This window comes from Desulfuromusa kysingii (genome assembly GCF_900107645.1).
Classification (GTDB): domain Bacteria; phylum Desulfobacterota; class Desulfuromonadia; order Desulfuromonadales; family Geopsychrobacteraceae; genus Desulfuromusa; species Desulfuromusa kysingii.
Map to the genome: position 1 here is coordinate 207,094 of NZ_FNQN01000007.1, position 22,795 is coordinate 229,888.

At 47.5% G+C, this 22,795-nt stretch carries 25 protein-coding genes; 10 read left to right on the forward strand and 15 right to left on the reverse strand.

From position 1 onward, the window contains the following. Positions 1-113: 113 nt before the first annotated feature. On the forward strand, positions 114-563 hold the full coding sequence (locus tag BLU87_RS12435; RefSeq protein ID WP_245706486.1) for an Lrp/AsnC family transcriptional regulator: 450 nt from the start codon (positions 114-116) through the stop codon (positions 561-563). Between the two features lie 150 nt (positions 564-713). Continuing rightward, a complete protein-coding gene (locus tag BLU87_RS12440) occupies positions 714-1,199 on the forward strand; it encodes a DsrE family protein (protein ID WP_092349015.1) in 486 nt (161 codons plus the stop codon). A gap of 17 nt (positions 1,200-1,216) precedes the next feature. Here BLU87_RS12440 and rocF read toward each other — a convergent pair whose 3' ends face one another. Then, positions 1,217-2,110 carry an arginase gene (rocF, locus tag BLU87_RS12445; RefSeq protein ID WP_092349018.1) on the reverse strand — a complete coding sequence of 298 codons (894 nt, stop codon included), beginning with the start codon at positions 2,108-2,110 and terminating at the stop codon, positions 1,217-1,219. A 79-nt stretch (positions 2,111-2,189) separates the two neighbouring features. After that, positions 2,190-2,969 (reverse strand): DUF4197 domain-containing protein, encoded by a 780-nt coding sequence (locus BLU87_RS12450; RefSeq protein ID WP_175498379.1) that lies wholly within the window; start codon positions 2,967-2,969, stop codon positions 2,190-2,192. Positions 2,970-3,134: 165 nt separating this feature from the next. On the opposite strand from BLU87_RS12450, the gene BLU87_RS12455 reads away from it, so the two are divergent. After that, a complete protein-coding gene (locus BLU87_RS12455) occupies positions 3,135-3,890 on the forward strand; it encodes a SagB/ThcOx family dehydrogenase (RefSeq protein ID WP_092349024.1) in 756 nt (251 codons plus the stop codon). A 3-nt stretch (positions 3,891-3,893) separates the two neighbouring features. Here BLU87_RS12455 and BLU87_RS12460 read toward each other — a convergent pair whose 3' ends face one another. After that, positions 3,894-4,556 (reverse strand): deoxynucleotide monophosphate kinase family protein, encoded by a 663-nt coding sequence (locus tag BLU87_RS12460; RefSeq protein WP_092349027.1) that lies wholly within the window; start codon positions 4,554-4,556, stop codon positions 3,894-3,896. Positions 4,557-5,019: 463 nt separating this feature from the next. On the opposite strand from BLU87_RS12460, the gene BLU87_RS12465 reads away from it, so the two are divergent. The 3 genes from BLU87_RS12465 (at position 5,020) to BLU87_RS12475 (ending at position 7,691) form a co-directional block, all read left to right on the forward strand. Then, complete coding sequence (locus BLU87_RS12465; RefSeq protein ID WP_092349030.1) at positions 5,020-6,654, forward strand: ABC-F family ATP-binding cassette domain-containing protein; 1,635 nt, start codon at positions 5,020-5,022, stop codon at positions 6,652-6,654. A gap of 111 nt (positions 6,655-6,765) precedes the next feature. Further along, complete coding sequence (locus BLU87_RS12470) at positions 6,766-7,479, forward strand: spermidine synthase (protein WP_092349032.1); 714 nt, start codon at positions 6,766-6,768, stop codon at positions 7,477-7,479. After that, positions 7,476-7,691 carry an RNA-binding S4 domain-containing protein gene (locus BLU87_RS12475; protein ID WP_092349035.1) on the forward strand — a complete coding sequence of 72 codons (216 nt, stop codon included), beginning with the start codon at positions 7,476-7,478 and terminating at the stop codon, positions 7,689-7,691. Before BLU87_RS12470 ends, BLU87_RS12475 begins: the two co-directional genes overlap by 4 nt. 14 nt (positions 7,692-7,705) lie before the next feature. Here BLU87_RS12475 and BLU87_RS12480 read toward each other — a convergent pair whose 3' ends face one another. Beyond that, on the reverse strand, positions 7,706-9,088 hold the full coding sequence (locus BLU87_RS12480) for an MATE family efflux transporter (RefSeq protein ID WP_092349038.1): 1,383 nt from the start codon (positions 9,086-9,088) through the stop codon (positions 7,706-7,708). A 297-nt stretch (positions 9,089-9,385) separates the two neighbouring features. Here BLU87_RS12480 and BLU87_RS12485 point away from each other — a divergent pair, with 297 nt between their 5' ends. Next, positions 9,386-10,261, forward strand: coding sequence for a DMT family transporter (locus tag BLU87_RS12485; RefSeq protein WP_092349041.1), 876 nt, complete (start codon positions 9,386-9,388; stop codon positions 10,259-10,261). Positions 10,262-10,331: 70 nt separating this feature from the next. Here BLU87_RS12485 and BLU87_RS12490 read toward each other — a convergent pair whose 3' ends face one another. The 10 genes from BLU87_RS12490 to BLU87_RS12535 all read right to left on the reverse strand — a co-directional run bounded on the left by BLU87_RS12490 (position 10,332) and on the right by BLU87_RS12535 (position 18,895). Then, positions 10,332-10,835, reverse strand: a complete 504-nt coding sequence (locus tag BLU87_RS12490) for a GreA/GreB family elongation factor (protein WP_245706488.1) — start codon at positions 10,833-10,835, stop codon at positions 10,332-10,334. Continuing rightward, positions 10,832-11,545: an aspartate/glutamate racemase family protein gene (locus BLU87_RS12495; protein WP_092349044.1), complete on the reverse strand. Its 714-nt coding sequence runs from the start codon at positions 11,543-11,545 to the stop codon at positions 10,832-10,834. The genes BLU87_RS12490 and BLU87_RS12495 overlap by 4 nt, the downstream gene beginning before the upstream one ends. A gap of 217 nt (positions 11,546-11,762) precedes the next feature. Further along, positions 11,763-12,227, reverse strand: a complete 465-nt coding sequence (locus BLU87_RS12500) for a hypothetical protein (RefSeq protein WP_092349047.1) — start codon at positions 12,225-12,227, stop codon at positions 11,763-11,765. 310 nt (positions 12,228-12,537) lie between these two features. Continuing rightward, positions 12,538-13,641 (reverse strand): response regulator, encoded by a 1,104-nt coding sequence (locus BLU87_RS12505; RefSeq protein ID WP_175498380.1) that lies wholly within the window; start codon positions 13,639-13,641, stop codon positions 12,538-12,540. 23 nt (positions 13,642-13,664) lie between these two features. Further along, a complete protein-coding gene (locus BLU87_RS12510) occupies positions 13,665-14,228 on the reverse strand; it encodes a hypothetical protein (RefSeq protein WP_092349054.1) in 564 nt (187 codons plus the stop codon). Further along, the gene (locus BLU87_RS12515) at positions 14,203-15,015 is read right to left on the reverse strand and encodes a ParA family protein (RefSeq protein ID WP_092349057.1); all 813 of its coding nucleotides are present in this window, start codon (positions 15,013-15,015) and stop codon (positions 14,203-14,205) included. The genes BLU87_RS12510 and BLU87_RS12515 overlap by 26 nt, the downstream gene beginning before the upstream one ends. A gap of 35 nt (positions 15,016-15,050) precedes the next feature. Beyond that, on the reverse strand, positions 15,051-15,929 hold the full coding sequence (locus BLU87_RS12520; RefSeq protein WP_092349059.1) for a response regulator: 879 nt from the start codon (positions 15,927-15,929) through the stop codon (positions 15,051-15,053). After that, positions 15,926-17,716 (reverse strand): PAS domain-containing sensor histidine kinase, encoded by a 1,791-nt coding sequence (locus tag BLU87_RS12525; protein ID WP_092349062.1) that lies wholly within the window; start codon positions 17,714-17,716, stop codon positions 15,926-15,928. The genes BLU87_RS12520 and BLU87_RS12525 overlap by 4 nt, the downstream gene beginning before the upstream one ends. A gap of 36 nt (positions 17,717-17,752) precedes the next feature. Next, positions 17,753-18,502, reverse strand: coding sequence for an oxygen-binding di-iron domain-containing protein (locus BLU87_RS12530; protein ID WP_092349065.1), 750 nt, complete (start codon positions 18,500-18,502; stop codon positions 17,753-17,755). A 21-nt stretch (positions 18,503-18,523) separates the two neighbouring features. Continuing rightward, complete coding sequence (locus tag BLU87_RS12535) at positions 18,524-18,895, reverse strand: roadblock/LC7 domain-containing protein (protein ID WP_342743675.1); 372 nt, start codon at positions 18,893-18,895, stop codon at positions 18,524-18,526. Positions 18,896-19,165: 270 nt separating this feature from the next. Here BLU87_RS12535 and BLU87_RS12540 point away from each other — a divergent pair, with 270 nt between their 5' ends. The 3 genes from BLU87_RS12540 to BLU87_RS12550 are packed head-to-tail and all read left to right on the forward strand — an operon-like array spanning position 19,166 to position 20,781. Next, positions 19,166-19,480, forward strand: a complete 315-nt coding sequence (locus BLU87_RS12540; protein ID WP_092349068.1) for a YbjQ family protein — start codon at positions 19,166-19,168, stop codon at positions 19,478-19,480. Positions 19,481-19,489: 9 nt separating this feature from the next. Next, positions 19,490-19,963, forward strand: a complete 474-nt coding sequence (locus BLU87_RS12545; protein ID WP_092349071.1) for a YbjQ family protein — start codon at positions 19,490-19,492, stop codon at positions 19,961-19,963. Next, on the forward strand, positions 19,963-20,781 hold the full coding sequence (locus tag BLU87_RS12550; RefSeq protein WP_092349074.1) for a M48 family metallopeptidase: 819 nt from the start codon (positions 19,963-19,965) through the stop codon (positions 20,779-20,781). Before BLU87_RS12545 ends, BLU87_RS12550 begins: the two co-directional genes overlap by 1 nt. A 3-nt stretch (positions 20,782-20,784) precedes the next feature. Here the strand turns inward: BLU87_RS12550 and BLU87_RS12555 are convergent, their stop codons facing one another. Then, positions 20,785-22,770, reverse strand: coding sequence for a fibronectin type III domain-containing protein (locus BLU87_RS12555; protein ID WP_092349077.1), 1,986 nt, complete (start codon positions 22,768-22,770; stop codon positions 20,785-20,787). Positions 22,771-22,795 lie beyond the last annotated feature (25 nt).

Below are 22,795 nucleotides of genomic sequence, written 5' to 3' on the forward strand. Positions count from 1 at the left end.
AGCATACCATCAGGTAAAATAAATTTTCCTGCAGAATTAAAAATATAAAGCTGTTATTTGCATGATTCCGTTGCTATTATCCAATTATGTCACGGATTTCACGAAAATATCAGATGGATGCCATTGATCAAAGAATCCTCTCGGCATTGCAACAGGATGGCCGGTTGACCTATGTCCAGCTCGCAGAAAAGGTTAGGCTCTCAGAATCTGCATGTTTGCGGCGGGTCCGTCTGCTTGAACAAAACGGAATTATAGAAAAGTATGTGATGCTTATCGATCAAGCAGCCATCGGTAAACCGGGAAATGTCTTTGTCAGGGTCACACTGGAAGGACAACAGCAGGAGAAGCTACAACTCTTCGAAAAAGAGATTGGCAAAGTTAAGGAGGTCATGGAGTGCTACCTGATGTCAGGCGACAGTGACTTTCTCTTACGCATCATCGTCCGTGATAACAATGACTACATGCGCTTGCACAACCAACTGACCAGCATTCCTGGAGTACTGCGGGTGCAATCGTCCTTCGCCCTGAAGACCGTGGTCAAAAAAACCGAAATTCCCATTTAATCATCAAGTGGCTCTTGAGCACAAAGAAACAATGATTTCAGCAAGACAAGAGAAATAAGCAGCTAACCTTGTCTTTATGATACCGATACAGCTAGAGTAACTTTATGGTGTTTAAAGCATAAATTCAATTGCTAGCCATAGGAGTCCGTTATGAAAAGTTTGCTCCTCTGCATCTGTCTGCTACTTGCTCCCCTCAACATTGCTGTTGCTGCTGAACTGAACAATCATGATGCACTTCAAGGTTTGACTGCAACCAAAGCGGTTTTCGACATTAACCAGGGAAATCCCAATATTCTGCTGTTGCGATTACAATTGGTTGAAAAAACTTACCAGCAACTTAAATCGACAGGAACAGTTCCAAAGTTCGTGCTGACGTTTCGCGGCGGAGCCAGCAATTTTATGACCACAGGTGAGACGTATATCGACCGGGAAGATTATGAGCAAAAACAACAGATTGAAACGCAACTGAAACACCTGAGTGAAATGGGTCTGAACTTGGAACAGTGCGCAATCGCCGCAGCTCTGGCCAAAATCGACACGGATGACTTTCTTCCCTATATCAAAGTTGTCGCCAACGGCTATACCTCTTTGATCGGTTATCAGAATCAAGGCTATGCGTTCGTGCCGATGGAATGAGAAGATTGAATCAAAAACTAAAAAATGCTTTTCCCGAACAACGATGCCGCCAGATCAACAGCAACCTTCGCGGTACAGTTTTCGTGGTCAAGTATCGGATTGATTTCAACAATATCCGCTGAGGTCAACTTTCCGCTATCAGCAATGATCTCCATCAGCAATTGTGCTTCCCGATAACTTAAACCTCCAGAAGATGGGGTTCCAACACCGGGGACGATATTGGGATCAAGAGCATCCATATCGAGACTGACATGAATCCGCGTGTGCCCGTGTAGAAAATCCAAAGCTTCGCGAGTCACAGATCCCATCCCCCGTTCATCAAGATCGCGCATGGTATAAACCTTAACACCGCTCTGCTTAAGCCAGTCACGCTCAGCACCATCCAGATCACGGATACCGATCATAACGATATCCTGCCCCGACAATTTTGCCCCTGCACGACCGATATTGATCAGCTCGGGATAACCTTCACCCAACAATGTCGCGATCGGCATACCATGGATATTTCCCGTAGGTGAAGTGGCCGGGGAATTTGCATCGCCATGGGCATCCACCCAGATCACCCCAACCCTGTCCTGAGCGGAGACACCACCGATGGTACCGATAGCTAACGAATGATCGCCCCCCAGAAAAAGCGGGATATCGCCAGCGGCAATAGCCTCCGTTGCGGCGTCATAGACCGACTGACAAACGTGCTGCACCGCCTCAAGAAAACCACCATTATTTTTCTCAGCGACAGAATCCCGCACCGGGACATAAAGGTTTCCCTCGTCGTGCAGTTGATAACCGAGAGACTTAAGCCGTGCCGACAGTCCGGCATAGCGAAGAGCACTCGGCCCCATATCGACACCACGTTGACTTTGTCCCAGATCGATGGGAACGCCGATAATACGGATGGTCTTATTCTTCATATTCATCCTTTTTCGGTGAAGAGAATAACGGTGATGACGTTCGTAGCAAAAAATTCATTATCAGTCACAGCAAAAATGGTTACTTTGCACCGAAGACTTTCTGCAAAATTTCTGTGGTTCGCTTCACTGGATCCTTGCGAATAGCGGCCTCCTCTTTCCCCAGATAAAAAAAGATTCCATCCATCCCCTTTTCGACCACATAGGCGGTTAAATCAGCCTTCACATCAGGGACAAAAGGGATAGAACGGTACTGCCCAATAGCGGCATCGTAGGCGCTGATCGCCCCAACTTCGGACATACTCTTTGAGATCAGCGGCTGCATCGCTGCAGCCAGGGGTTGACTCATTTTCTCCTGAAAGTATTGGGTCGCTGAATTTTCAGCACCTGAGTAGATGCGCTGAACATCATCAATGGTCATCTCCTCAATCGACTGCCAGAAAAGGGCTTTGGCCTGTGGCGTCGCCTGTTCCGCTGCACGATTTAATTTCAACTCCAGATCATCCATCATCGATGACATGCCAACCGTTTCCAGAACAGACCGAACTTTTTGCAAGTTCTCCGGGAGAGGGATATGGATCAGGTCATCAGCGCTGAAACCGTCCACCTGCCCAAGTTGGCTGACAACCCGCTCCGTTCCGACCCGTAATGCCTCTTGCAATCCCAGAGAAATATCACTGTTACTCAAAGTATTCACCGTTGTTTCCTGCGAGCTGGAGTCGGAGAAGAGATCTTTCCCCGCCTTTAACCAGTCAAAAGCCAAGGCCATGCAAGGCCAGACCAACATCAGGATAACCGCAATCGCTACCAACAGAGAGCGTCTTTTCTGCACCAATCGGAATCTGTCGTTAAAGTTCTTCACTGGAATACTCCTTTTGCAACACATAGGATAACTTTATGCTTTCATGAGTTAGAGTTAGTATAGATGGAATAGATGAAACAACAATAGTGGCAAGGTCGAGAAAATTTCAGAAATATCTGTTATTTTAAGCATCAACCTATATTCGCTGAAAAGATGAGAGGGATTATGGACAAAAATAAAATTGCTGAACACCGGGATTTTCTCAAGGATTCATTGCGACAAACCATCAATTTTCGCTTCACAGACCAACATCAAGGGGTTGAACCGCCTCCGGTCGAGAAGCCTCCCCGTCCAGAGCAGGTATCAATTCCACTGCCAAATCATGAAAAATGGAACCCGTTTCACGGTACCGACCTTTTGGATGCCATCAGCAACCGAAAAAGTCAGCGCCGTTTCAGCTCCGCCCCCCTCACGCTGGCAGAGCTGGCCTTTCTTCTCTGGTCAACCCAAGGGATAAAAAAGGAGCTGGCTCCAGGTACGGCTCTGCGCACTGTCCCTTCAGCTGGATGCCGCCACCCGTTTGAGACCTACCTGTTAGTTGCCAATGTGGAGGGTTTGGATGTTGGCGTCTATCGTTACCTTCCCCTTGAACATGCGTTAGTCATGGAGAAGAGAGATGAGGATCTGGTAGAGAAACTCGCACCAGCAACATTAGGGCAAGCATTTACCGCTGCCGCACCAGTCATATTTGTCTGGGCCGCAATCCCTTACCGTACCGAATGGCGCTACACCACCGCAGCTCACCGGGTTATTTTGCTGGATGCGGGGCATATCTGTCAGAATCTTTATCTGGCCTGCGAGGCAATCCATTGTGGGACCTGCGCAATCGCGGCGTTCAATCAAGACTTGATGGATCAACTTCTGGGAGTTGATGGGGTTGACGAATTTACAGTGTACATGGCTCCGGTGGGAAAACGCTAAAAATCATCTTGTCGTCATAAGATCATCATGGAGCAGGGGCACAATCTGTTTTTCCACCTGGCGCAGAAAGTCCTCCAAACGACCATCATTGGCAATCACAAGGTTCCAGTTGTCATAATGGTCAAGAGAGTTCTCACTGCTATGATTATTGGCACCATCGAACCCCGGTCGTTCTATTTTGATAAAGATTCCACCCTGTTTTTTAATCATCTCCAGTTCGTTCACAAAACGGACATCATCAACAATAATCGGAGTCTGCGTCAGATCATATTCTTGTAATTTTTGCGCCCACGCCTTGGTCCAATAGTCAGGGTCCTGGGCGCGGCGATATTCGGTTCCCCACCACTGAAGTATCCGTCGTACGGTGACAGCGGTCTGTCCGGGTCGATCCTGGATATCTGCGTTCAAAGTGACAAATCCAGTCCATAAGGGACAAAGTTTCAGCGCTTTTTGCGTATCCACATAAAAAACCCGAACCTTATCATCCTGATCGCCATAAATCAGTGGCACATTATCCTCGGCCCCAACCTGACGAATAAAACCTTCAACTTCCTGCCGTAACACCACAGCCATGGGCAGGATGACGATATTGGCATCCAACTCTTTAAGATATTTCGCAGCGGTTGTTTTCCCCGAAGCGGCCTTCCCAGCAAATCCGATGATCATAAAACCCAGTCCTCATAAAAAATAACATCAGCCGACGGCAGCGTCGAATGACAGATATCAAGGAGGAGAGTTTACTGTAATCGAAACAAATTTTGGAGTTTTTCTTTCTGCAGCAAGCAGAAATAAGATTCTCATAAAAACATTAAACGGTAACGCTGAGACGGAGAGGAGCTAAGAATTGTAAAAATGGGTTCTCTTTTGTCTATCTCTGGAAACAAAACGTTTATAAGACTTTTCTCGATCTCCGTGCTTCTCAGCGTCTCTCCGTGACAAATATTTTAGGCACTGTAGCAACAAACAGCCGGTGTTTTGTTTCAGGTTCGTTTTGTTCATCCCAGAAGATGACACTGAAAAATATTGCTTGAGCGGGAAATCAATGCTATAGATTCGCTACGCGAAGGCCACAGGGTTTGTTCCTGTGGTCTTTTATTTTTATATTTTCATTTCAGGAAATGACTCCCTCATGATCAGTGCTACAAATATTAGTCTGGCCTATGGCAAACGCACCATCTTTAAAGATGTCAACATCAAGTTCGTTCCCGGCAACTGTTATGGCCTGATCGGAGCTAATGGAGCGGGAAAATCGACCTTTCTCAAAATTTTGGCCAAGGAATCAGAGGCCGATAAAGGGACAATTTCGGTCGGAACGGGTGAACGGATCGCCATGTTGCGCCAGGACCACTTTGCTTTTGACGAGCACAGCGTTATCGACACGGTGATGATGGGACATGAGCGGTTATTCAAAGTGAAAGCCGAACGTGAAGCGATTTACGCCAAGGCAGAGTTCACAGATGAAGACGGCGTCCGTTCAGGAGAACTGGAAGCTGAATTCGCCGAAATGAACGGCTACGAAGCCGAATCGGAAGCGGCGGTGTTACTCAGTGGACTTGGCATCAGTGACGATCTTCTCAGCAAACAGATGAAGGAGCTCGAAGGCGGTGAAAAGGTTCGGGTATTGTTGGCTCAGGCGCTGTTTGGTAATCCTGATATCCTGCTCCTTGATGAGCCCACCAACCATCTTGATCTGAAATCGATTCAATGGCTGGAAGACTTCCTCGCCCGGTTTCAGAATACCGTGATTGTTGTCTCCCATGACCGTCACTTTCTCAATCAGGTCTGCACCCATGTCGCCGATATCGATTTTGGCAAAATCACCGTCTATGTTGGTAATTACGATTTCTGGTACGAAGCCAGCCAGTTAACCCTGCATCAGAAGCAGGAAGAGAACCGTAAAGCCAGCGACAAGGCCGAAGAGTTGAAAGCCTTTATTCAGCGCTTTTCGTCCAATGCCTCCAAAGCCAAGCAGGCCACTTCACGGAAAAAACTGTTGGAAAAATTGACCATCGAAGATATGCCAGTGTCTTCACGCCGTTACCCCTTCGTGGTGTTTAAACCGGAGCGCGCCTGTGGAGACATCATTCTTGAGATTAAAGATCTGAGCAAAAGTATCGATGGTGTCAAAGTGTTGGACAATTTCAGCCTGACCCTTAACAAGGGAGACAAGGTTGCCTTTATCGGTGGTGACAGTCTGACTAAAACCACCTTGTTTCAGATTCTCGAAGGTGTCATCAAACCGGATAGCGGCAGCTTCCGCTGGGGTGTGACCATCACCACAGCGTTTTTCCCGATTGATAACAGCAGCTATTTCGAAAAGGATCTAACCTTGGTTGACTGGTTGCTGCAGTTCGCCCCGACCGAAGGGGAAAGTTTCGCCCGTGGCTTTCTGGGGCGGATGTTGTTCTCCGGCGACGAAGCAAAAAAGCAAACGGCGGTTCTCTCCGGTGGCGAAAAGGTGCGCTGCATGCTTTCCAAAATGATGCTCACCGAGGCGAACGCGCTGATTTTTGATGAACCGACGAATCATCTCGATCTCGAGTCAATCACGGCCTTGAACAACGGTCTGATGGCTTTTCCGGAAGTGATCCTGTTTACCAGTCATGACCACAAATTTCTTTCGACCGTCGCCACCCGCATCATCGAATTTACCCCGGCTGGATTCATTGACCGGACGCTGACTTTTGACGAATATCTTGAAAGCACTGAAGTTTCTAAAATGCGCGCTGAGCATTATCAGGGCGAGACCTATCTGAATCTTTAATCCGCAACGGTTAGCGGGGCCGCAACCCCGCAACTTATTTGGTTGCTCAGCCGTAATTCAAGTTTATTGCAACGACCATTCTGGACAATCCTTCAGATTTGAGGAGCAAATATGGCTATTCCCTGGCAGGTTCTCGATCAATTCACGACAGAAGATGAGGGGATTCTCGAACTGCGTCAGCGTGGCGAAGGGGATTATCTCATCACTGTCGGCTCTCAGGTCTTGATGAACAGCAAAGCCCAGCGCTCCGAAATCGCTCTCGGAAAACTCGGTTGTCACGACCTGAGGAACCACCCGAAACCAAAAGTTCTGGTCGGTGGTTTGGGGATGGGGATTACCCTGCGTGCTGTTCTTGATACGCTGCCCGATACGGCGGAAGTCACTGTTGCTGAACTCAATCCGGTCATTCGTCAGTGGTGCCTCAAATTCCTCTCCAAGCTGACCGACGGAGCGGCAAGCGATCCCCGCGTCAACATCGAAATCATTGACGTCATTGAGCTGATCAGAAAAACCTCAGCCGCACACTTCGATGCCATCATCCTGGATCTCTACCGGGGGCCGCATCCACAAACAGATCCACAGCACGACCCGATTTATGGCAGTCGTTCCATCGCCCGCTCTTATGCCGCGATCAAACCCGGTGGGACCTTTTCGATCTGGGGCGAAAACCCTGATCCTAACTTTGAAAACCGTCTGCGCGCTGCCGGTTTTTTGGTCCGCTGTGAAAGGCCCGGAAAAGGTGGCTATCGGCATGCCGTCTGGGTCGCCACCAAGGACGACAAGACACTGAAGAATTCCCCACAACAGCAGAGGAGAGACGCATGAAAGAATTCATTCTGGAGGACCGGGAGTTCATAGAACTCTACAAAATTCTTAAAATTGCAGGATGGGCTTCCAGTGGCGGTGAGGCAAAAGCCGTTATTGCTGAAGGTCAGGTTCTGGTCAATGGAGTGACAGAAACACAGAAACGGAAAAAAATTATCGCTGGCGACAGCGTTGCATTTAAAAATGAGATAATCTCCGTCCACGCCAAATGAGCCCAGCAATCCGGTTATCCCTCCGCAAGAATAACATCCTTGCGGGAAACCTTACGCAACCGCAACCCCAGCAATACGGCTGCAACACTAAGACCAATCAGCAGACTCAGCCAAAAACCTTTTGCGCCCATGGGCGAACCGAAAACATTGGTCAGCGCTAAACTGTACCCCAACGGCAACCCAATCACCCAATAAGCAACGACAACCATCAACAACGGTACACGTGTATCCTTATAGCCACGCAGAGCGGCAGCAGCTCCAACCTGAAAGGCATCGGAGAACTGATAAAGGGCGTTGAGATACAATAGACCAACGGCAATGGCGATGACCTCCGGGTCATGTGTGTATATTTCAGCAATGTTCCGGGCAAAAACCATAGTCAATGTTGCCGTAAAGAGAGCAATCAATGAATTCAATGATATCCCCGCAACACTCACCAGTCGAGCCCGGTCAAAACGTTGCCGACCGATAGCGTGACCGACTCGAATCGTGATCGCGCTGGACAGACTTAATGGGATCATGAAGATCAGCGAAGAGTAGTTCAAAGTGATCTGATGCGAAGCAACGGTCATGGCTCCCAAGGGAGACAAAAATAGAGCAATCAGAGCAAAGATACTGGCTTCGACCAGCAGGGAGACACCAATCGGCAAGCCTAAACGAATAAACTGCGCCGCGCCTTCGACGCCACACTTTTTACCAAGATCGAAAAAGTGGGTCATATTGTAACGTCTGACTCGCCAGATAGTCAGCAACATGCAGCCACACATAAACCAGAGACTAAGAGCTGACGCCCAACCGCAACCGACTCCGCCCATCGCTGGAAAACCAAATTTTCCATAAATAAACAGATAATTGCCAACGACGTTGACCGGGATGCTGGCAAGGCCAATCAACATGCTCGGCCGTGCTAACCCGAGACCTTCACTCAAGTTGCGTAATAAAAAAAACAACGTCACCGCCGGGACGCCCCAGGAAATTGCTTTGAGATAGTTCGCAGCAATAACCGCAACCTGCGGTTCAACTCCCATAGGGTAAAAGATAATGCTGGCGTTGCGTAACAACAGGATAATGATCAATACCAAAGGGATAGAGACAAGCGCTCCGCGACGCGCCAGAGGTCCCGTCTCGGCAATTTTCCCAGCGCCATATAATTGTGCAACCATGGGGGTGATCGCCAGCAGGACGCCATAGAGAAACAGAAACAACGGTCCCCAGATACTGCCACCCACGGCAACACCAGCAAGGTCAGCAGTACTCACCCGACCGGCCATCACCGTATCGGTAAAGGCAAGGGCTTGCTGCGCCAGCTGTGCCGCCAGTATCGGTGCCGCCAGGGGTAGTAATAAGCCGGCCTCAGTGCGTAGCAGCTTGAATTGTCTTCTTTTAAAATGGCTCATAGCGGCTCAATAGAAGATAAGTAAAATTGGACGATATTTCGTAAGCGCTGTTGATACACTCTTGCCTTGAAAGGGTCAACAAGGAATTAACGTCTTCCTCCCATAGGCTCCACCAGCACAACAACGATGAAACTTGAAAAATCCGTTAACAAACGGCGGACAAAGTCGTGTTTATAAACTGGACAAATAACAAATTTTACGCGACAACAGTCTGCGGCCATTTCACCTTAAAGAAACTCTCCCGCTATGGTCCCCAAAGATACGCGCTAATCGGCACGACAGAGGAGTTAAGAAAAAGTGACACACACCATCCAGACACCATTGCCCCTGTTAAAACTACTACTTGGTTCCGTCTGTATCAGCTTTTCCCCCATTTTTATAAAAATTGCAGCCGTCCCCCCAGACAGTGCCGGGTTTTACCGGATGACGTTTGCTTCCATATCCTTAACCATCCTGATGTTTTTTCTCGGAGAGAACTTGAAAATGGCACTCAGGCCGAGACTACTTCTCGCCCTCGGTGGAGTATTTCTGGCCATAGATTTCATGGCTTGGCACCGTAGCATTGCACTGGTAGGACCGGGACTCTCAACCTTACTAGGCAATTTTCAAGTCTTTTTTACCGCCCTGTTCTCCTGGTTGTTTTTAAAACAGAAAATTTCCAAAATGTTTATTCTTGCCATCATCATGGCGCTCTGTGGACTATTATTTATCACAGGTGTCGATTGGAACAATCTCGCAGAAGGTTATAAATTAGGTATTTTTCTCGGGCTGGTCACAGCTATTTTCTATTCCTTCTATATCCTGCTGGTCAAAGCATCGATGGATGACTGTTCCGTGAACAGCGTTCCGGCAATGTTGATGGTTGCCATCCCCGGAGCTCTGGTTCTTGGCGTTGTGACCCCTCTGAATGGCGCAACCTTTGTGATCCCCAGCGGCAGTTCCCTCTTCGCCCTGATCGGTGTTGGCGTCATCAGTACCACCATCGGCTGGTCTTTAATCTCTTCGGCAATCCAGCGCATCCCAGCGACGGTCGCCGGGTTGATCCTGCTGTTACAACCGACCCTTGCTCTGATCTGGGACACCCTTTTATTTGACCGCCCAACCCAGGGAATCGAAGTTTTTGGTATCCTGCTGATTCTTTCGGCAATCTATATTGGTTCGTATCGCAGATAGCACGTTCAGACAGCAACACAACTTAACTTCAATATCAGGAGAACCGAAAATCCTGCGGTATCAAGCCCTCTCAGCAGATGGCAACAATCTCATATTCACGCGTCATGCGACCGTTCAGTTCAACCAGATCACCACACTGTTTTCCCAGCAGTTCCCGACCAAGAGGTGATGCAGGGGTGATGATCATCACCTCACCCCCGTCACTATCTAATAGCAATCCACCGGCAGCAGGTCCGAGGAAGACCAGTCGTGCTTGCCCTGCGTCATCTTCCAACTGCACCAGCGCTGTCAAACGGATGGCTGCATCTGCCGCGAAATCAATCAATGTCAACGTTTCAAAGGTCTGAATGGCCTGCAAAATTTCCTGTGCCCGGTTCGCCTGCCCTTGCGCAAGGTAGGAGGCTTCAAGGCCGAGGGTCGCATATTTATTATCAGGGATATTTTCCTCATGGGTCGCAGCGGCGTGGGAGCTTTTCGCTGCGTGCAGAAGCAATGCGTAATCAGCTTTTAATTGGGCAATAATCTGCTGACGCAAGGCATCTTTATCCACATTTTTCTGAATTAAAGGTTTCAAGAACGGTTATTTTCATCCTCAGTAAAAACCTGCTGCAACGCAAATTGAGCATGTAGAGCGGCGGTATTAAACAACGGCAGGTCAGTATCTTGCTGGCGAATCAACAGTGGGATTTCAGTACAACCAAGGATCACCCCCTCGGCTCCCTGAGTCCGCAGTTTGTCAATGATCGCCAGGTAATTCTGTCGCGTTGCAGAGGTAAATATCCCCTGGCACAGCTCGTTGAAAATCGTTGTATGGATATAATCCCGCTCATCGGCCTCAGGAATAAGGACATTGAGGTCAAAGTTATCCAGCAAGCGTTGCCGGTAGAAATCTTCCTCCATGGTGTAACGTGTCCCCAGCAACGCCACATTTTTTAGCCCTTGAGATGTAATCACGCTACCTGTGGCGTCGGCAATATGGAGCAATGGCACCTTGATCTGCGCAGCAATCACCGGGGCAACTTTATGCATCAGGTTGGTACAGAGTAACACCATATCTGCCCCAGATTTTTCCAGTCCTCGCGCCGCATCCGCGAGTTGAAGACCAGCCTGTTGCCATTGTCCGTTAACCTGCAACTGTTCAATCTCAGCAAAATCAACACTGTGCATTAAAATCTTGGCCGAATGGAGACCGCCTAACTGCTCCCGCACCCCCTGATTGAGCAGTTGATAATAGAGGACCGTTGATTCCCAACTCATCCCGCCGAGCAAGCCAATTGTTTTCATCATCTTCATCCTGACCTTGAAAAATTTTCGTCATAACCCATCACTCAACACCTGAAGCCCGCAACAGAGCAATCTGCACGGCATGAAAAAAAAGAGCATAACAGTTTTTTCTGATCAGATGAAAGTGCGCAGCGTCACAGGTTTAAAATAGATGGTTCCAACTGCAAGGCAGAGCAAAAAATCCATCTCGGTTTTCCGATGGAACGGAGCAGAAAGCTCAACCTAGCAGCTGTTTAAGCATGGCATTGTAGTGCTGGATATTCTCCAAATAAGCAACAATGATCCAAAAAATAATTGAAGACAGGATTCCTAACAGAAAGGCGGTGACGACTTTAGGCCACCACTTATTTTTAAAGTGACGGTTGATCGCCGCTTCGATGCTACCGGTTTCACTCAGGTCTATTGCCGCAAGCAACTCTTTGACGATATCTCCCTCGAGAGAGTTATTCTGCACGGCGGTGGATAATGATAATACCCGCTCTTTAAACTCCTTTTCGCAGTGTTCATAGTTGCTGATAACCTCTCGAAGATGATCAATTTCATCGGACGGCTCTTCCCCCTGTCGCTTAATTTCATCATTCAACCGCGCCAGCTCATCATTTAAAGTGGCTATCTCGTCGTTGAGTGCGGCATTGGCATGCTGTAGATCGGCAATTTTTGCTTTATTGATAAATTCAGACATCTAAACCCTCTGCAGTAAAACTCTTTACAACCTTCGTGTTGCCATACTTCATGTGGGGCACATAAGAACTGATAACAGTTGGCACCGCCAGGTTTTTGCTTTCACTTTGATTTTAGCAGATTATGATCTCAAAATGAGCTTCCGATAAATTTTCCGACAGCTTGTCGAACCATTATCGTGACCACCGGAAGCAGACGGTTTTAAACCTAAAAGGGAAAAGAAGGAGATAAACAGATTCTAGATGCTGTAGATACAGTCAAGGTACGCTCTTCTGGATCGCGGAAACAGCCCATCCCACACAATCAACAACTTAGCCCTTGGCTGAAAGTTTTTTCCTGACAACGGATAAATTGATCGCAAGAGTTTTATCGGCAGCATTCATATTTTCAGCTTTTTCCCAGTATTTCAGGGCCTCTGAATAGTTGCCGCTACAGTATTGATCATATCCGGCGTCATAAAGCTGGTGAAAATCCATCTTGCCCCCCAAACCGGGCTTAGTGGACTTGAGCAGAAGGTCATCCAGCTTGCCACGGACCTCTTCTTCAACAGACTGGTGTTGCTGCTCAATAATTTTCTCCTGTTCCCGTTTATCCATGGAAGGCGAAACTTTGTGGCTCCGTTTCAAGATAACCCGACCGTCCAGAACAACAATAGAAACAATCTGAGGATCTTGTTCATCTGTTGATTCCGTCTGAATTTGAAACAGCCGCTTGTGAATTTTAATCCCAGACAGCTTCCCCATCGGTTTTTCTTGTTGGACAGCCATAGCTTCTGCCCCAGCAGAAGAATCAAAGCTCGTGGTATGCAAACCGTGGTAGTCAACTTGTTGGACATTAATGGTAAAATGTCCGCTGTGAAGATCGAAAACTTTTTCGTAATCTTCATTTGAATCATCAAGTTGCAATTCACCACCGGCAAAATTAATTTTGGTACCATAACCATCGGCTAAGATATCAACCCAGCCGGTCAGTTTTTTGAGCTCACAAAACTGAAGAACTTTGGTAAAAGGGAGTTTTTCCAGATTCCCAGAAAAAAGCTGAGAGATATATTTTTGCCTCAACTTTAGAATGGATTGCACTTTTGCTTTAATAATTTGTGGATGAAGAGGTTTCTGCAAGTAATCGTCCACACCGCTATTCAAACCTTTAATGACCGTTTTCGGATCAGTAAGTGAAGAGAGAAAAACAAATGGGGTCTGGCGGTGAGAAAAACGATGTTGATATTCCTGATAGAACTGAAAGCCATCCATCTTTGGCATATTGATGTCAGAAATAATCAGCTGTGGATCGGTATGGACAACAAATTCAAGAGCTGGGACAGCAGAAATAAAAGTTTTAACTTCATAGCCTTCTGCAACCAGGGTTTCAGCCAACAGATCCAGATAAATGGGTTCATCATCAACGGCAACAATCACTGTTTCTTCTCCAGCTATTACGCTTATTTTTTATCCAGAATTGAGACAATCTGATCGATAGAGATTTCTATTTCACTGCGCTCATCTACCTCTTGCGGGCATATCACCAACAAAAAATAGGGCAACTCGTGGATCAAGAAACGTCGCAAAATAATCTTTTCTTCGTAATTGATATCTAACGACAGATATTCAGCTCCATGCTGTCCTAGCAACGATCCGGCACGTTCCAACGCACTCCCCAACACCGAAGTAAAAGCGGAAACGGCCTCCATCGATACAGGAGGATTTACCACCGCAAAAGGAAGTCCCGTAGCATCGGTGACAACAGCCCCGCCAAAATGACTCCGCAGGCACATATTCCGGAGCACCTGCTCAAGTTGGTCACCACGATAGGTTAAGCCAGCAGGATCGATTTCAGCGCTCGGTTTGGGAGTGGTCTTTTGAGCGATCTTCGCCGGAACATCAGCGACCGTGATGGCCCTGACTTTACCTGCATCAGTCGCAACAGGCAGGTTCAGAGTCGCAGTCAAGCCTGATGCCAGGGCGATCGCTTCACGGATTTCAGAAGAGTCCAGAATCAGCGCCATCGTCGGCTCCTTTCGACAGGGAACGTAACAACTCTCGTTCTTTATACTCGGTTGCCAATTGATGATAATTATGGGCGGCTACTTTTCCTGCTGACAACATTCCAACGGGAACAGAGCGCAGACTGGCCAGTTCAAAAACCGGATCAGACACAATATATTCAGAAAAAAACAGCCCCGCAGGAAAGCCGCTGTGGATTTCCTGAAACATTTCATTCTCGGTCTCATTGTCTGGATGACGCATGGTCAGAACGATGCCTTCCAGAGACAGGTCAGGATTGCTGCTCTTCTGCACCCAATCAATCACCCCCAACATTTTCGGCAAGCTCTTCAATGAGAGGCTTTGACACTGAGAAGTCAGGATGACTCCCTGACTGGCTTCCAGTAAGGCCACCGGGACACTTCCGAAACCGGTCGGGGCATCGATGACAATATAATCAAAGTGTTTGGAAAAACGCTTTAACGCTTTAGCAATAACCGCTTTTCTGGCCCAATCTTCAAGTTGACGAACGGAATCAGGATCAACGGTCCCAATCCCCATTATCGCCATTTTCTTTTCTTTGGTATAGAAAGCGACCTCTTTTAGTTGACACCTCCCAGCCAGATAGTCAATCAGCCCCGCCGGAGTTTTTCCCTTGATAGTCGTGGCAATCGTCATCCCTCCCTGAGGGTCGGCGTCAAGCAACAGGACTCGGTCACCCAAGCAGCTCAGACTATAGGACAGGTTGAGGGCTGTTGTCGTTTTAGCCGTTCCCCCTTTTTGACTTGCAATTGTCACAATCTTACCCATACAAACATTCTCCAATGTGGTTCACTGGTTTCAAATCAACGGAATTCTTTGACAAAAATTTCTGCATTGACGACGAGATCACCCGGCATCATAACCAGCAGATCTTTAAGCGCACAGGGCAACAATTCCGCCAGAGAGGTCAACCCCGCATCCGAAAGAGTTGGGGGGAACACGTCGATCATGGGATTTTCTCCCGGGAGAGCTGCCAATATATTTTTAGCTTTATCAATCTGTGTCAGGCAGTTAAGAACTTGATGTTGAATACTGATAGCTTGGTCATCGTCAGGCTCTGCCACGCGGCTAAAGTCAACAATGAAAGATCCTCGGTCAAGAAACAGTAACCTTGTCATCGCCGCTTCTCCAGAAAACCGTCCCTGTCTTGCATCGACGAGTATTCCAGAATCAACAACAACCTCACCATGCATCTCCGGCAATTTGATCCGGGCAATTTTTTTACCAATATCCAAAGTTTGCAGTAGCTCAGTTAAGCTGATATCAGCGAGATTGCCCTTCAAAATATTTTCTGTTTGCAGATAGCGTTCACTACGCCGCAAAGCGGCTTTAATCCGCGCGAAGAGTTCTGCACGCTCAAAAGGTTTGACAATGAAATCATCGGCACCAAGCTCCAACCCTTTTATCTTCAGGTTAGTCCGATCAAGAGAGGTGAGAAACAGAACCGGGATATCGCGAAGAGAGTTATCCCGACGCATCGTCTCCAAGAGCTGGAAACCATTCAGTTCCGGCATCTGGATATCCAAAAGGGCCAGATCGGGAGGGGCATTGCGCATCATATCCAACCCGGCACGGCCATCAAAAGCTGCCTGAACCCTAAATCCCGCCGATTTGAGATAGATGTTGAGGATCTCATAGGTCGTGGGATCATCATCAATAATATTAATACGATAACCCGTCATGCGTCTGTCCTGTTGATATGCCTGATCACGTCAGTCAAAAGGTTGTAGATTTCGACATCGAGTACCGGCATCTGCAAGGATTGATAATATTGGCCACTGTCTGCGGAAAGACAAACGTTATTCAAAATCACCTTGAGAGAAGGGGCTCCATCATCTGCCGAAGTTGATTGCGGATTACTATCAAGAAAAAAGACCAACTCTGGCTGTTCATTATCGAGAATCCGTTGCATCTCCTGTGGCGTCTTACAGACGTAACAACAGACATCACGATTTTTCAGAGCCGTTTCTAAATACGGGCAAATCTGATCTCTGGAATCAACCACCAAGGCAGCCAGATCGGCGCTTGAGGTGATCTGGCCACGGCCCTGTATCGTCACGGTAAACGTGCAGCCTTTATCCTCTCCATTGCGGACTGCGACCGTACCGTTGTGCATCTCAACATATTTCTGAACAATATTGAGACCCAACCCGGAGCCATGAGCCCGGATGGACAGGGCCCCCTTCTTCTTAACCTGAGAAAAGCGATCAAATATTCCTGCGATCTCTTCAGCAGGGATTCCCGGCCCCTGATCAGTCATCTCTATCTGTATCGCATCATCCAGCTTGCGACAGCTCACCCTGATAGATGATCCAGAGGGTGAATAGTTGATCGCGTTGGACAAAATATTATTAAACACCTGTTCCAGCTTCATCCGGTCCGCCCGGATAGGGAGAAACGTTCCTTCCTGCTGATAGTGAATATCAACCTGCTTGTCTGCAGCCGTCAGTCGGTTTAATTCAACGGTCGAATATAGCACCGCATCCAGATTTAACCGCTCAGTCTCAAATTGGACCCTGCCCGCTTCTATCCGTTCCATGTCGAGAAGCTGGTTGATGAATTCCCCCATCTTCTGGCCGGCACTCACCATCTTGTCCAAATGGGCAGAGATCTGCTCAGTCGTCATGGTATCTAAACTCGCTTTCACCAGATTGACCCTGCTGATGATGGCATTGATCGGCGCCTTCAGGTCATGAGAGGTGATCGCGGTCAATTCACTTTTTAACGCATTCAAATCTTTCAATTCGTTATTATAATTTTTAAGCTGCTGCTCCAACCGCTTTTGTTGGGAAATGTTAAATGCGCTGGCAATATAGCCCTGTAATGTTCCATTGGCGTGGCGCACAGCGGAGATTGAGAGCATGACGGTGACTTCGCCGCCGTCACTCGCTCGATTAACCACCTCGCCGGACCAGTGCCCCACCTGCGGATCTGCAATCTGCTGCCACATGCTCTCATAGAGTTGCGGGAAATGACGTCCCGACTTAAGGATACGTGGATTCTCTCCGAGAACATCTTTGAGCTCATAACCGTACAAGGTAAGAAACGACGGATTCACTTCAAGAATCTGCCCCTCGGAATCGGTCATAGCAATCGCAATGGGCGTACTCCGAAAATAGCGATAAAAAGTCGCTAACTTTTCAATAAACTGCAGAGATTCTGACAGATCACAATAAATCAGTTCGTAGTCCTGATCATTCCGCACGACTATAATCTCGCAGTGAGATTCTGCAAGCGTTGTTAATGTCAACGAAGCGACGTCATTGTTCTTCAGGTTCTCAACTGTTCGCCGTAACTTATCTTGATCTTCCTGACACAGGAGATCGCAAATATTACCCTGCCCCTCAATAGAGACACGCCCTGAACCATCATTGACTTCCCCTCGCATTTGCAAGTCATGATCAATGAGAATCCGGCGGTATTTTTTCAGTTCTAAAAGCGCTCCCCCCAGATCGTGCTGATGAATCATCCCGACTCCCCCATAAAACGATTGACCACACAAATATCAGGCTGGAATGGCATATTTATCCGGGAGAAAATCAGTTCCACAGGACAGTCCATCGATCCAATCAATAAATCGCTGACTGAGTTCTTTATTGGGAAACATTGCCCCATGTTGAGGAGCTATAATCTCAATATCGAGTTGTCTGACGGTGTTTACCCAGGTTTTTAGCGCCTTTGAATTTGCCATATAACGCTTGTGAAATCCCTCCATATAGGGGACGTGGGCTGCAAAATCTTCCACAAAGGAATAAGGCATATCCAGAGATGCGCCAAGGTCACCGGTATAGAGAATCTTTGCGACAGGATCATAGAGTTGAAAATTCCCCGGCGAATGTAAGAAATGGGCAGGAATAACCTTCAACGGGACGTCACCAACAGTGATAATCATCCCCTCATCGGGAATGGGTTTAATCCGCTCAACGACCAGTTCATCAACACCAAAATGGGGGATAAAGCGCATCCATAGCTCAGACAGATAAGCATCGGCATTGGTGACCATCAACCAACCGTTGGTCGAAGCAATAATGTCAGGATCCTGGTGGGAGAAAAAGATGTGCTTCAATGCACTAATTTCCATCTCCGATGACAGCATCGAGAACAGCTTGGTATAAACCTTGTGCCCTCCGGGATCAAGAACCATCCCGATGCCATTACTAACGATCACATGCTGATTAGCCTGTACCATGTGACCGCTGCTTAAATTATCAACAAAAACATTCTTATGCTGTGCTGTTTCAAATAACGTTAGCATGCTCGCTCCCTATTCAACCGGTCAGACAAGACAATTTTTGATTTCAGAAGCGGCCTTATTCAGGTCGAAAAAAATCAATCCAAGCTTGGCGTTCTGTCGGGCCATAGCGATCAAGACTGCATGCGGGCCGGCATATTGGCTTAAAAAGTACCCCTCTTGTCCCTTGACATAGAGCTGATCCAAATCTCCCCGCTTCAACTCTGCGGCTATCCGCTCCCCCATAGACAATAAGGCAGCACTCATGGCTGCAATTCTTTCTTCCTCAAGACCTTGCGGCAGAGAACTGGCAATGATCAAACCATCCACTGAAACAACAGCGCTGGCTTCGATATCGCTGGAACTCGCTTGCAGATCTGCAAGAGATTTATTCATCTGCTCAATTCTGGACACGATTTATCTCCTGTAGATATTTTCCACATCAATGTTTTTGTAAAACGTTGCAACATTAAACAATGTCTATGTAAATTTCAACTTTTAAACCATATCTAATAAAAAAAACTCAACCTTACCTTATGAAATATGCGACATTGACATAGAAGAACAACTTAATGCGTAGCAAATAATGGGATCAAGCTCATAGCACCATTGACATTAGCGCACCCTAAACATAATATTCTAAAATAATTTGCTTTGTTACCCATTCAATGAAAAGGATCAGATACGATGATTATGACCAACGTCAATACCGTTCCCGGCAAGAAAATTGTCGAACATTTCGGCATTGTGCAGGGCAGTACCGTCCGCGCAAAACATTTTGGCCGGGACTTTATGGCTGGCTTAAAAAATCTGGTTGGCGGTGAACTCAAGGGCTACACTGAACTCCTTCAGGATTCGCGTCAAGAAGCGATGAAACGGATGGAAGAACAAGCCCGGCAAATGGGGGCGAATGCGGTTGTCAACATTCGCTTTGCCACCTCTTCTGTTGCTCAGGGAGCAGCAGAATTATTTGCCTATGGAACTGCTGTCAGAGTTGAATAGAGGTCAATAATGGAAATTCTGCTACAGAACTTTGATCTGCTCATCTTTCTCATCCTGATAGTCTTGGGGTATTCTGCTGGGACGTGGGCAGAAAAACGACATTATCGCTCAATCAATAAACGGGAAAAAGAGTTGATCAAGCTTGCAGTTGTCACCGCTGAAGGGAACTTCCCTCCCGGACGTGTTGCTGACTCGACGCTGGTCTCTGGAAGTGTCGTCGTTTCGATTGATTATTTTAAGCGACTGTTGGCCATTCTGCGCAACATTTTCGGCGGTCGGGTCAAATCCTACGAATCTCTAGTTGATCGTGCCCGCAGAGAAGCCATTCTGAGGATGAAAGAGAGCGCAAAAAAACAGGGGGCCAGCATGATCATCAATATGCGCCTGGAAACTGCGACCATCGGTAGAAGTGCCAATAAAAAGAAAAGTGTCGGCAGCGTTGAAGCGATTGCCTATGGAACTGCTATCGTCATGAACAAATAATGAAATTCACTCCGATACAACTGGAAGACAATATCAATGTCTCCAAATCTCACCCACTGAGTGAGCTTCTCTGGCTGGTTGGTGGATTGATTTTACTGGTCGGCTTGACCTTTATCGTCCTTGGGGTCACTGCCGATTGGGCCGTTTCAAAAACGCCGGTAAAAATTGAAACATGGATGGGAAAGCTGGCGCTTAATCAGTTCCCTGCCACAGAAAGTGCAGCGCTGCAACAGCGCCTACAGCCCCTTCTTGACCAGTTACCACTGGACTCTCCCTTACGCCAATACCGATTCAGGATATTTCTGTCTGAGACGCCGGAAGTGAATGCCATCGCGCTGCCGGGAGGAAACATTGTGGTGTTTTCCGGATTATTACAACAGGTCAAATCGGAGAATGAGCTGGCGATGGTGCTGGCTCATGAGTTGGGCCATTTCGCCCATCGCGATCACATGCGCAGCCTTGGACGCGGTTTAGGACTTGCCGTCGCGACCGCCTTGCTCTTCGGTGAAAACAACGCTGCCAGTGAACTGGCCTCGAAAGCGCTGCTCTCCTTTCAGGTCAGATATTCTCAGGCTCAGGAATCGGCGGCCGATCAATTCGGTCTGGATCTGCTCACCAAACGTTACGGCCATGCCGGAGGAGCAACGGATTTCTTTTCCCGCCTGGCAAAAGATGCTGGCAACAAGCTGCCCTACATCCTTGCGTCACACCCCCATCCGCAGGACAGGATAGAGGCGTTGCAGCGACACATCAAAAATCAACACTATCATCTTAAAAAGACCCTCCCCCTCGAGGAAGATTTAGCAGAACCCCAATAAGATCTATTTCGCCACCCTGACCACACGGACAGTACTTTCAGTGGAATTTGCAGCTTCGTCCCACAAGATAACTTTGTAGAAATATCGCTTCCCCTTCTTGACCCGCGCATCAACAAATTTATCTGCCATAATCCGCGCATGGCTGATTTTCAAAAAGTCGCGCTTGTTATGACTACGCAAGACATCAAATCCGGCGAGATCGGTCGCCTTAGAATGCACGGTAAGAATAACCTCACCATTGACCACCGCGGCTTTGAACGACGAAATTTGCGGTTTGATGTGATCGCGAACACTGAGATTCACGGAGGAGGAAGGGTCTGACTCGTTGCCGCTTTCATCAACAGCAACAACGGTATAAATAACAGGAACAGCCACAGGCGGTTGAGCATCAACATAAGAGGTGTGAACAAAGCTGTTTTCATTAATCTTAGCCCGCTGCCCGGCAACCTCACGATAGACATTAAAGCCTGCCAAGTCATAGGTATGCACCTGTGACCAGGTTAATGCCACCTGCCCCTCACGCACCGAAGATCCGGTGATGGATGGAGGTCGTGGTGGCGTCACATCAGGCAGTTGCACCTTCACCTGAGGGGATGGAGCCGATTCGTTAAAGTGGGTATCAACCGAGGTGATCCGATAATAATAGGGATAACGTGACAAATTCTTCGTCAGCACATCAGCGTACATTGGTTTCGGAACAGGGTCCTGAGTCAGCAGTTGCCAATCAATATTTGTCAGATCCATGGTGCGATAGACGCGGTACCCCAGTAAATCATCGGCGACAACCTCAGACCAAGTCGTATTCACCGTTGCTTGATCTAAAGCAAACGTCAACTCTTGGACAATTGGTGGTGGAGTGACATCCACAGGTACACCTAAAACAGCCAGAGAACGCAACGACTCATAGCCACCAGCATTAATAGCGGTGATCACGTAAAAATAATTGTGGTCGACTGTTACGGTGTCGTCTCGATAGCTAGTATCATTCACCATGGTTTTATTTAGTCGCGTATAGGGGCCATCTGAATTGGGAGCCCGATAGACATTATAGCCCACGGTTTTTCCATCATTCTTGTTCCATGACAAGCTAATGCTATCTTCACTAATCTCAAGCTCTGGCCGTGATGGCGGCGCTGGCTTATGGTCTATCTTGACCTGCCCAATGGCCACCTCGGAATAAGGGCCAAGGTCACCGAACAGATCTAATGCCTGAATTTTGTAATAGTAGATCTCCCCTTCCCTGACCGTTTTATCGGTGTAAAAATAGGGGGCAACATCAACAGTTCCATCAGGGTTGGCTGCTTCCTGGACTTGTACCGGAGAGCGATTGATTTTTTTATATTCACCGTTTAAATGTTCAGAACGAAAAACATTAAAACCCAAGAATCCAGCGTAACCCTCCCACTTTAATCCGACCCCCCATGGAAACTTATTCGCCTGCACCCCCCAAACACCAGTGGGGATATACGGATTTTTGGTAGAAACTCTGATCTCTCTCGATGAGATTTCCTGGCCTTGTGAATAGGTCTTTATCGTATAGAAATAAACCTTGTCCTTTTCTATCTGCTCATCCAGATAGTATTGCCCTATGAGTTCAGCTATCTCCGGCTTTTGCATAGAGATAAAGACAACCATATTAAGTCGATTCTCCATCTGAGTGAGGTAGGCATTTTTTTCTTGACCATTTTTCGCAGTTTCAAATGGATAGAGGAGTTTCAAAGCATAAGAGCCATCATCACTGACCTTCTCCTTAGCCTCTTGGTAGGAGGCCATCTTTAAGGAACGCAATAATACGGGTTCAGTTTTTGTCTTATCTCCTTCAGAGCGGTAAAGTTTATATTCATAGTTTAAGTTTTTATCCATAGGATACCAACGAAGCTTAACAACGCTACCATCGAACTTCGCTTTAAGAGCTATTTCAACCTCACAACTCGCAGAACTGGCAAAAAGGAATATGCTGAGAAATATAATAAACCCAATTTTTTTCATACTAGCTTTCTCCAAGCTTCTTCTT

Bases quoted from the DNA above. Each gene is read 5' to 3' on its own strand.
- BLU87_RS12515 (WP_092349057.1), bottom strand. From the start codon at position 15,015: ATGGGTAAGATTGTGACAATTGCAAGTCAAAAAGGGGGAACGGCTAAA.
- BLU87_RS12460 (WP_092349027.1), bottom strand. From the start codon at position 4,556: ATGATCATCGGATTTGCTGGGAAGGCCGCTTCGGGGAAAACAACCGCT.
- BLU87_RS12480 (WP_092349038.1), bottom strand. From the start codon at position 9,088: ATGAGCCATTTTAAAAGAAGACAATTCAAGCTGCTACGCACTGAGGCC.
- BLU87_RS12455 (WP_092349024.1), top strand. From the start codon at position 3,135: ATGGACAAAAATAAAATTGCTGAACACCGGGATTTTCTCAAGGATTCA.
- BLU87_RS12555 (WP_092349077.1), bottom strand. From the start codon at position 22,770: ATGAAAAAAATTGGGTTTATTATATTTCTCAGCATATTCCTTTTTGCC.
- BLU87_RS12510 (WP_092349054.1), bottom strand. From the start codon at position 14,228: ATGGCGCTGATTCTGGACTCTTCTGAAATCCGTGAAGCGATCGCCCTG.
- BLU87_RS12540 (WP_092349068.1), top strand. From the start codon at position 19,166: ATGATTATGACCAACGTCAATACCGTTCCCGGCAAGAAAATTGTCGAA.
- rocF (WP_092349018.1), bottom strand. From the start codon at position 2,110: ATGAAGAATAAGACCATCCGTATTATCGGCGTTCCCATCGATCTGGGA.
- BLU87_RS12495 (WP_092349044.1), bottom strand. From the start codon at position 11,545: ATGAAAACAATTGGCTTGCTCGGCGGGATGAGTTGGGAATCAACGGTC.
- BLU87_RS12545 (WP_092349071.1), top strand. From the start codon at position 19,490: ATGGAAATTCTGCTACAGAACTTTGATCTGCTCATCTTTCTCATCCTG.
- BLU87_RS12520 (WP_092349059.1), bottom strand. From the start codon at position 15,929: ATGACGGGTTATCGTATTAATATTATTGATGATGATCCCACGACCTAT.
- BLU87_RS12475 (WP_092349035.1), top strand. From the start codon at position 7,476: ATGAAAGAATTCATTCTGGAGGACCGGGAGTTCATAGAACTCTACAAA.
- BLU87_RS12465 (WP_092349030.1), top strand. From the start codon at position 5,020: ATGATCAGTGCTACAAATATTAGTCTGGCCTATGGCAAACGCACCATC.
- BLU87_RS12550 (WP_092349074.1), top strand. From the start codon at position 19,963: ATGAAATTCACTCCGATACAACTGGAAGACAATATCAATGTCTCCAAA.
- BLU87_RS12500 (WP_092349047.1), bottom strand. From the start codon at position 12,227: ATGTCTGAATTTATCAATAAAGCAAAAATTGCCGATCTACAGCATGCC.
- BLU87_RS12440 (WP_092349015.1), top strand. From the start codon at position 714: ATGAAAAGTTTGCTCCTCTGCATCTGTCTGCTACTTGCTCCCCTCAAC.
- BLU87_RS12435 (WP_245706486.1), top strand. From the start codon at position 114: ATGGATGCCATTGATCAAAGAATCCTCTCGGCATTGCAACAGGATGGC.
- BLU87_RS12530 (WP_092349065.1), bottom strand. From the start codon at position 18,502: ATGCTAACGTTATTTGAAACAGCACAGCATAAGAATGTTTTTGTTGAT.
- BLU87_RS12525 (WP_092349062.1), bottom strand. From the start codon at position 17,716: ATGATTCATCAGCACGATCTGGGGGGAGCGCTTTTAGAACTGAAAAAA.
- BLU87_RS12470 (WP_092349032.1), top strand. From the start codon at position 6,766: ATGGCTATTCCCTGGCAGGTTCTCGATCAATTCACGACAGAAGATGAG.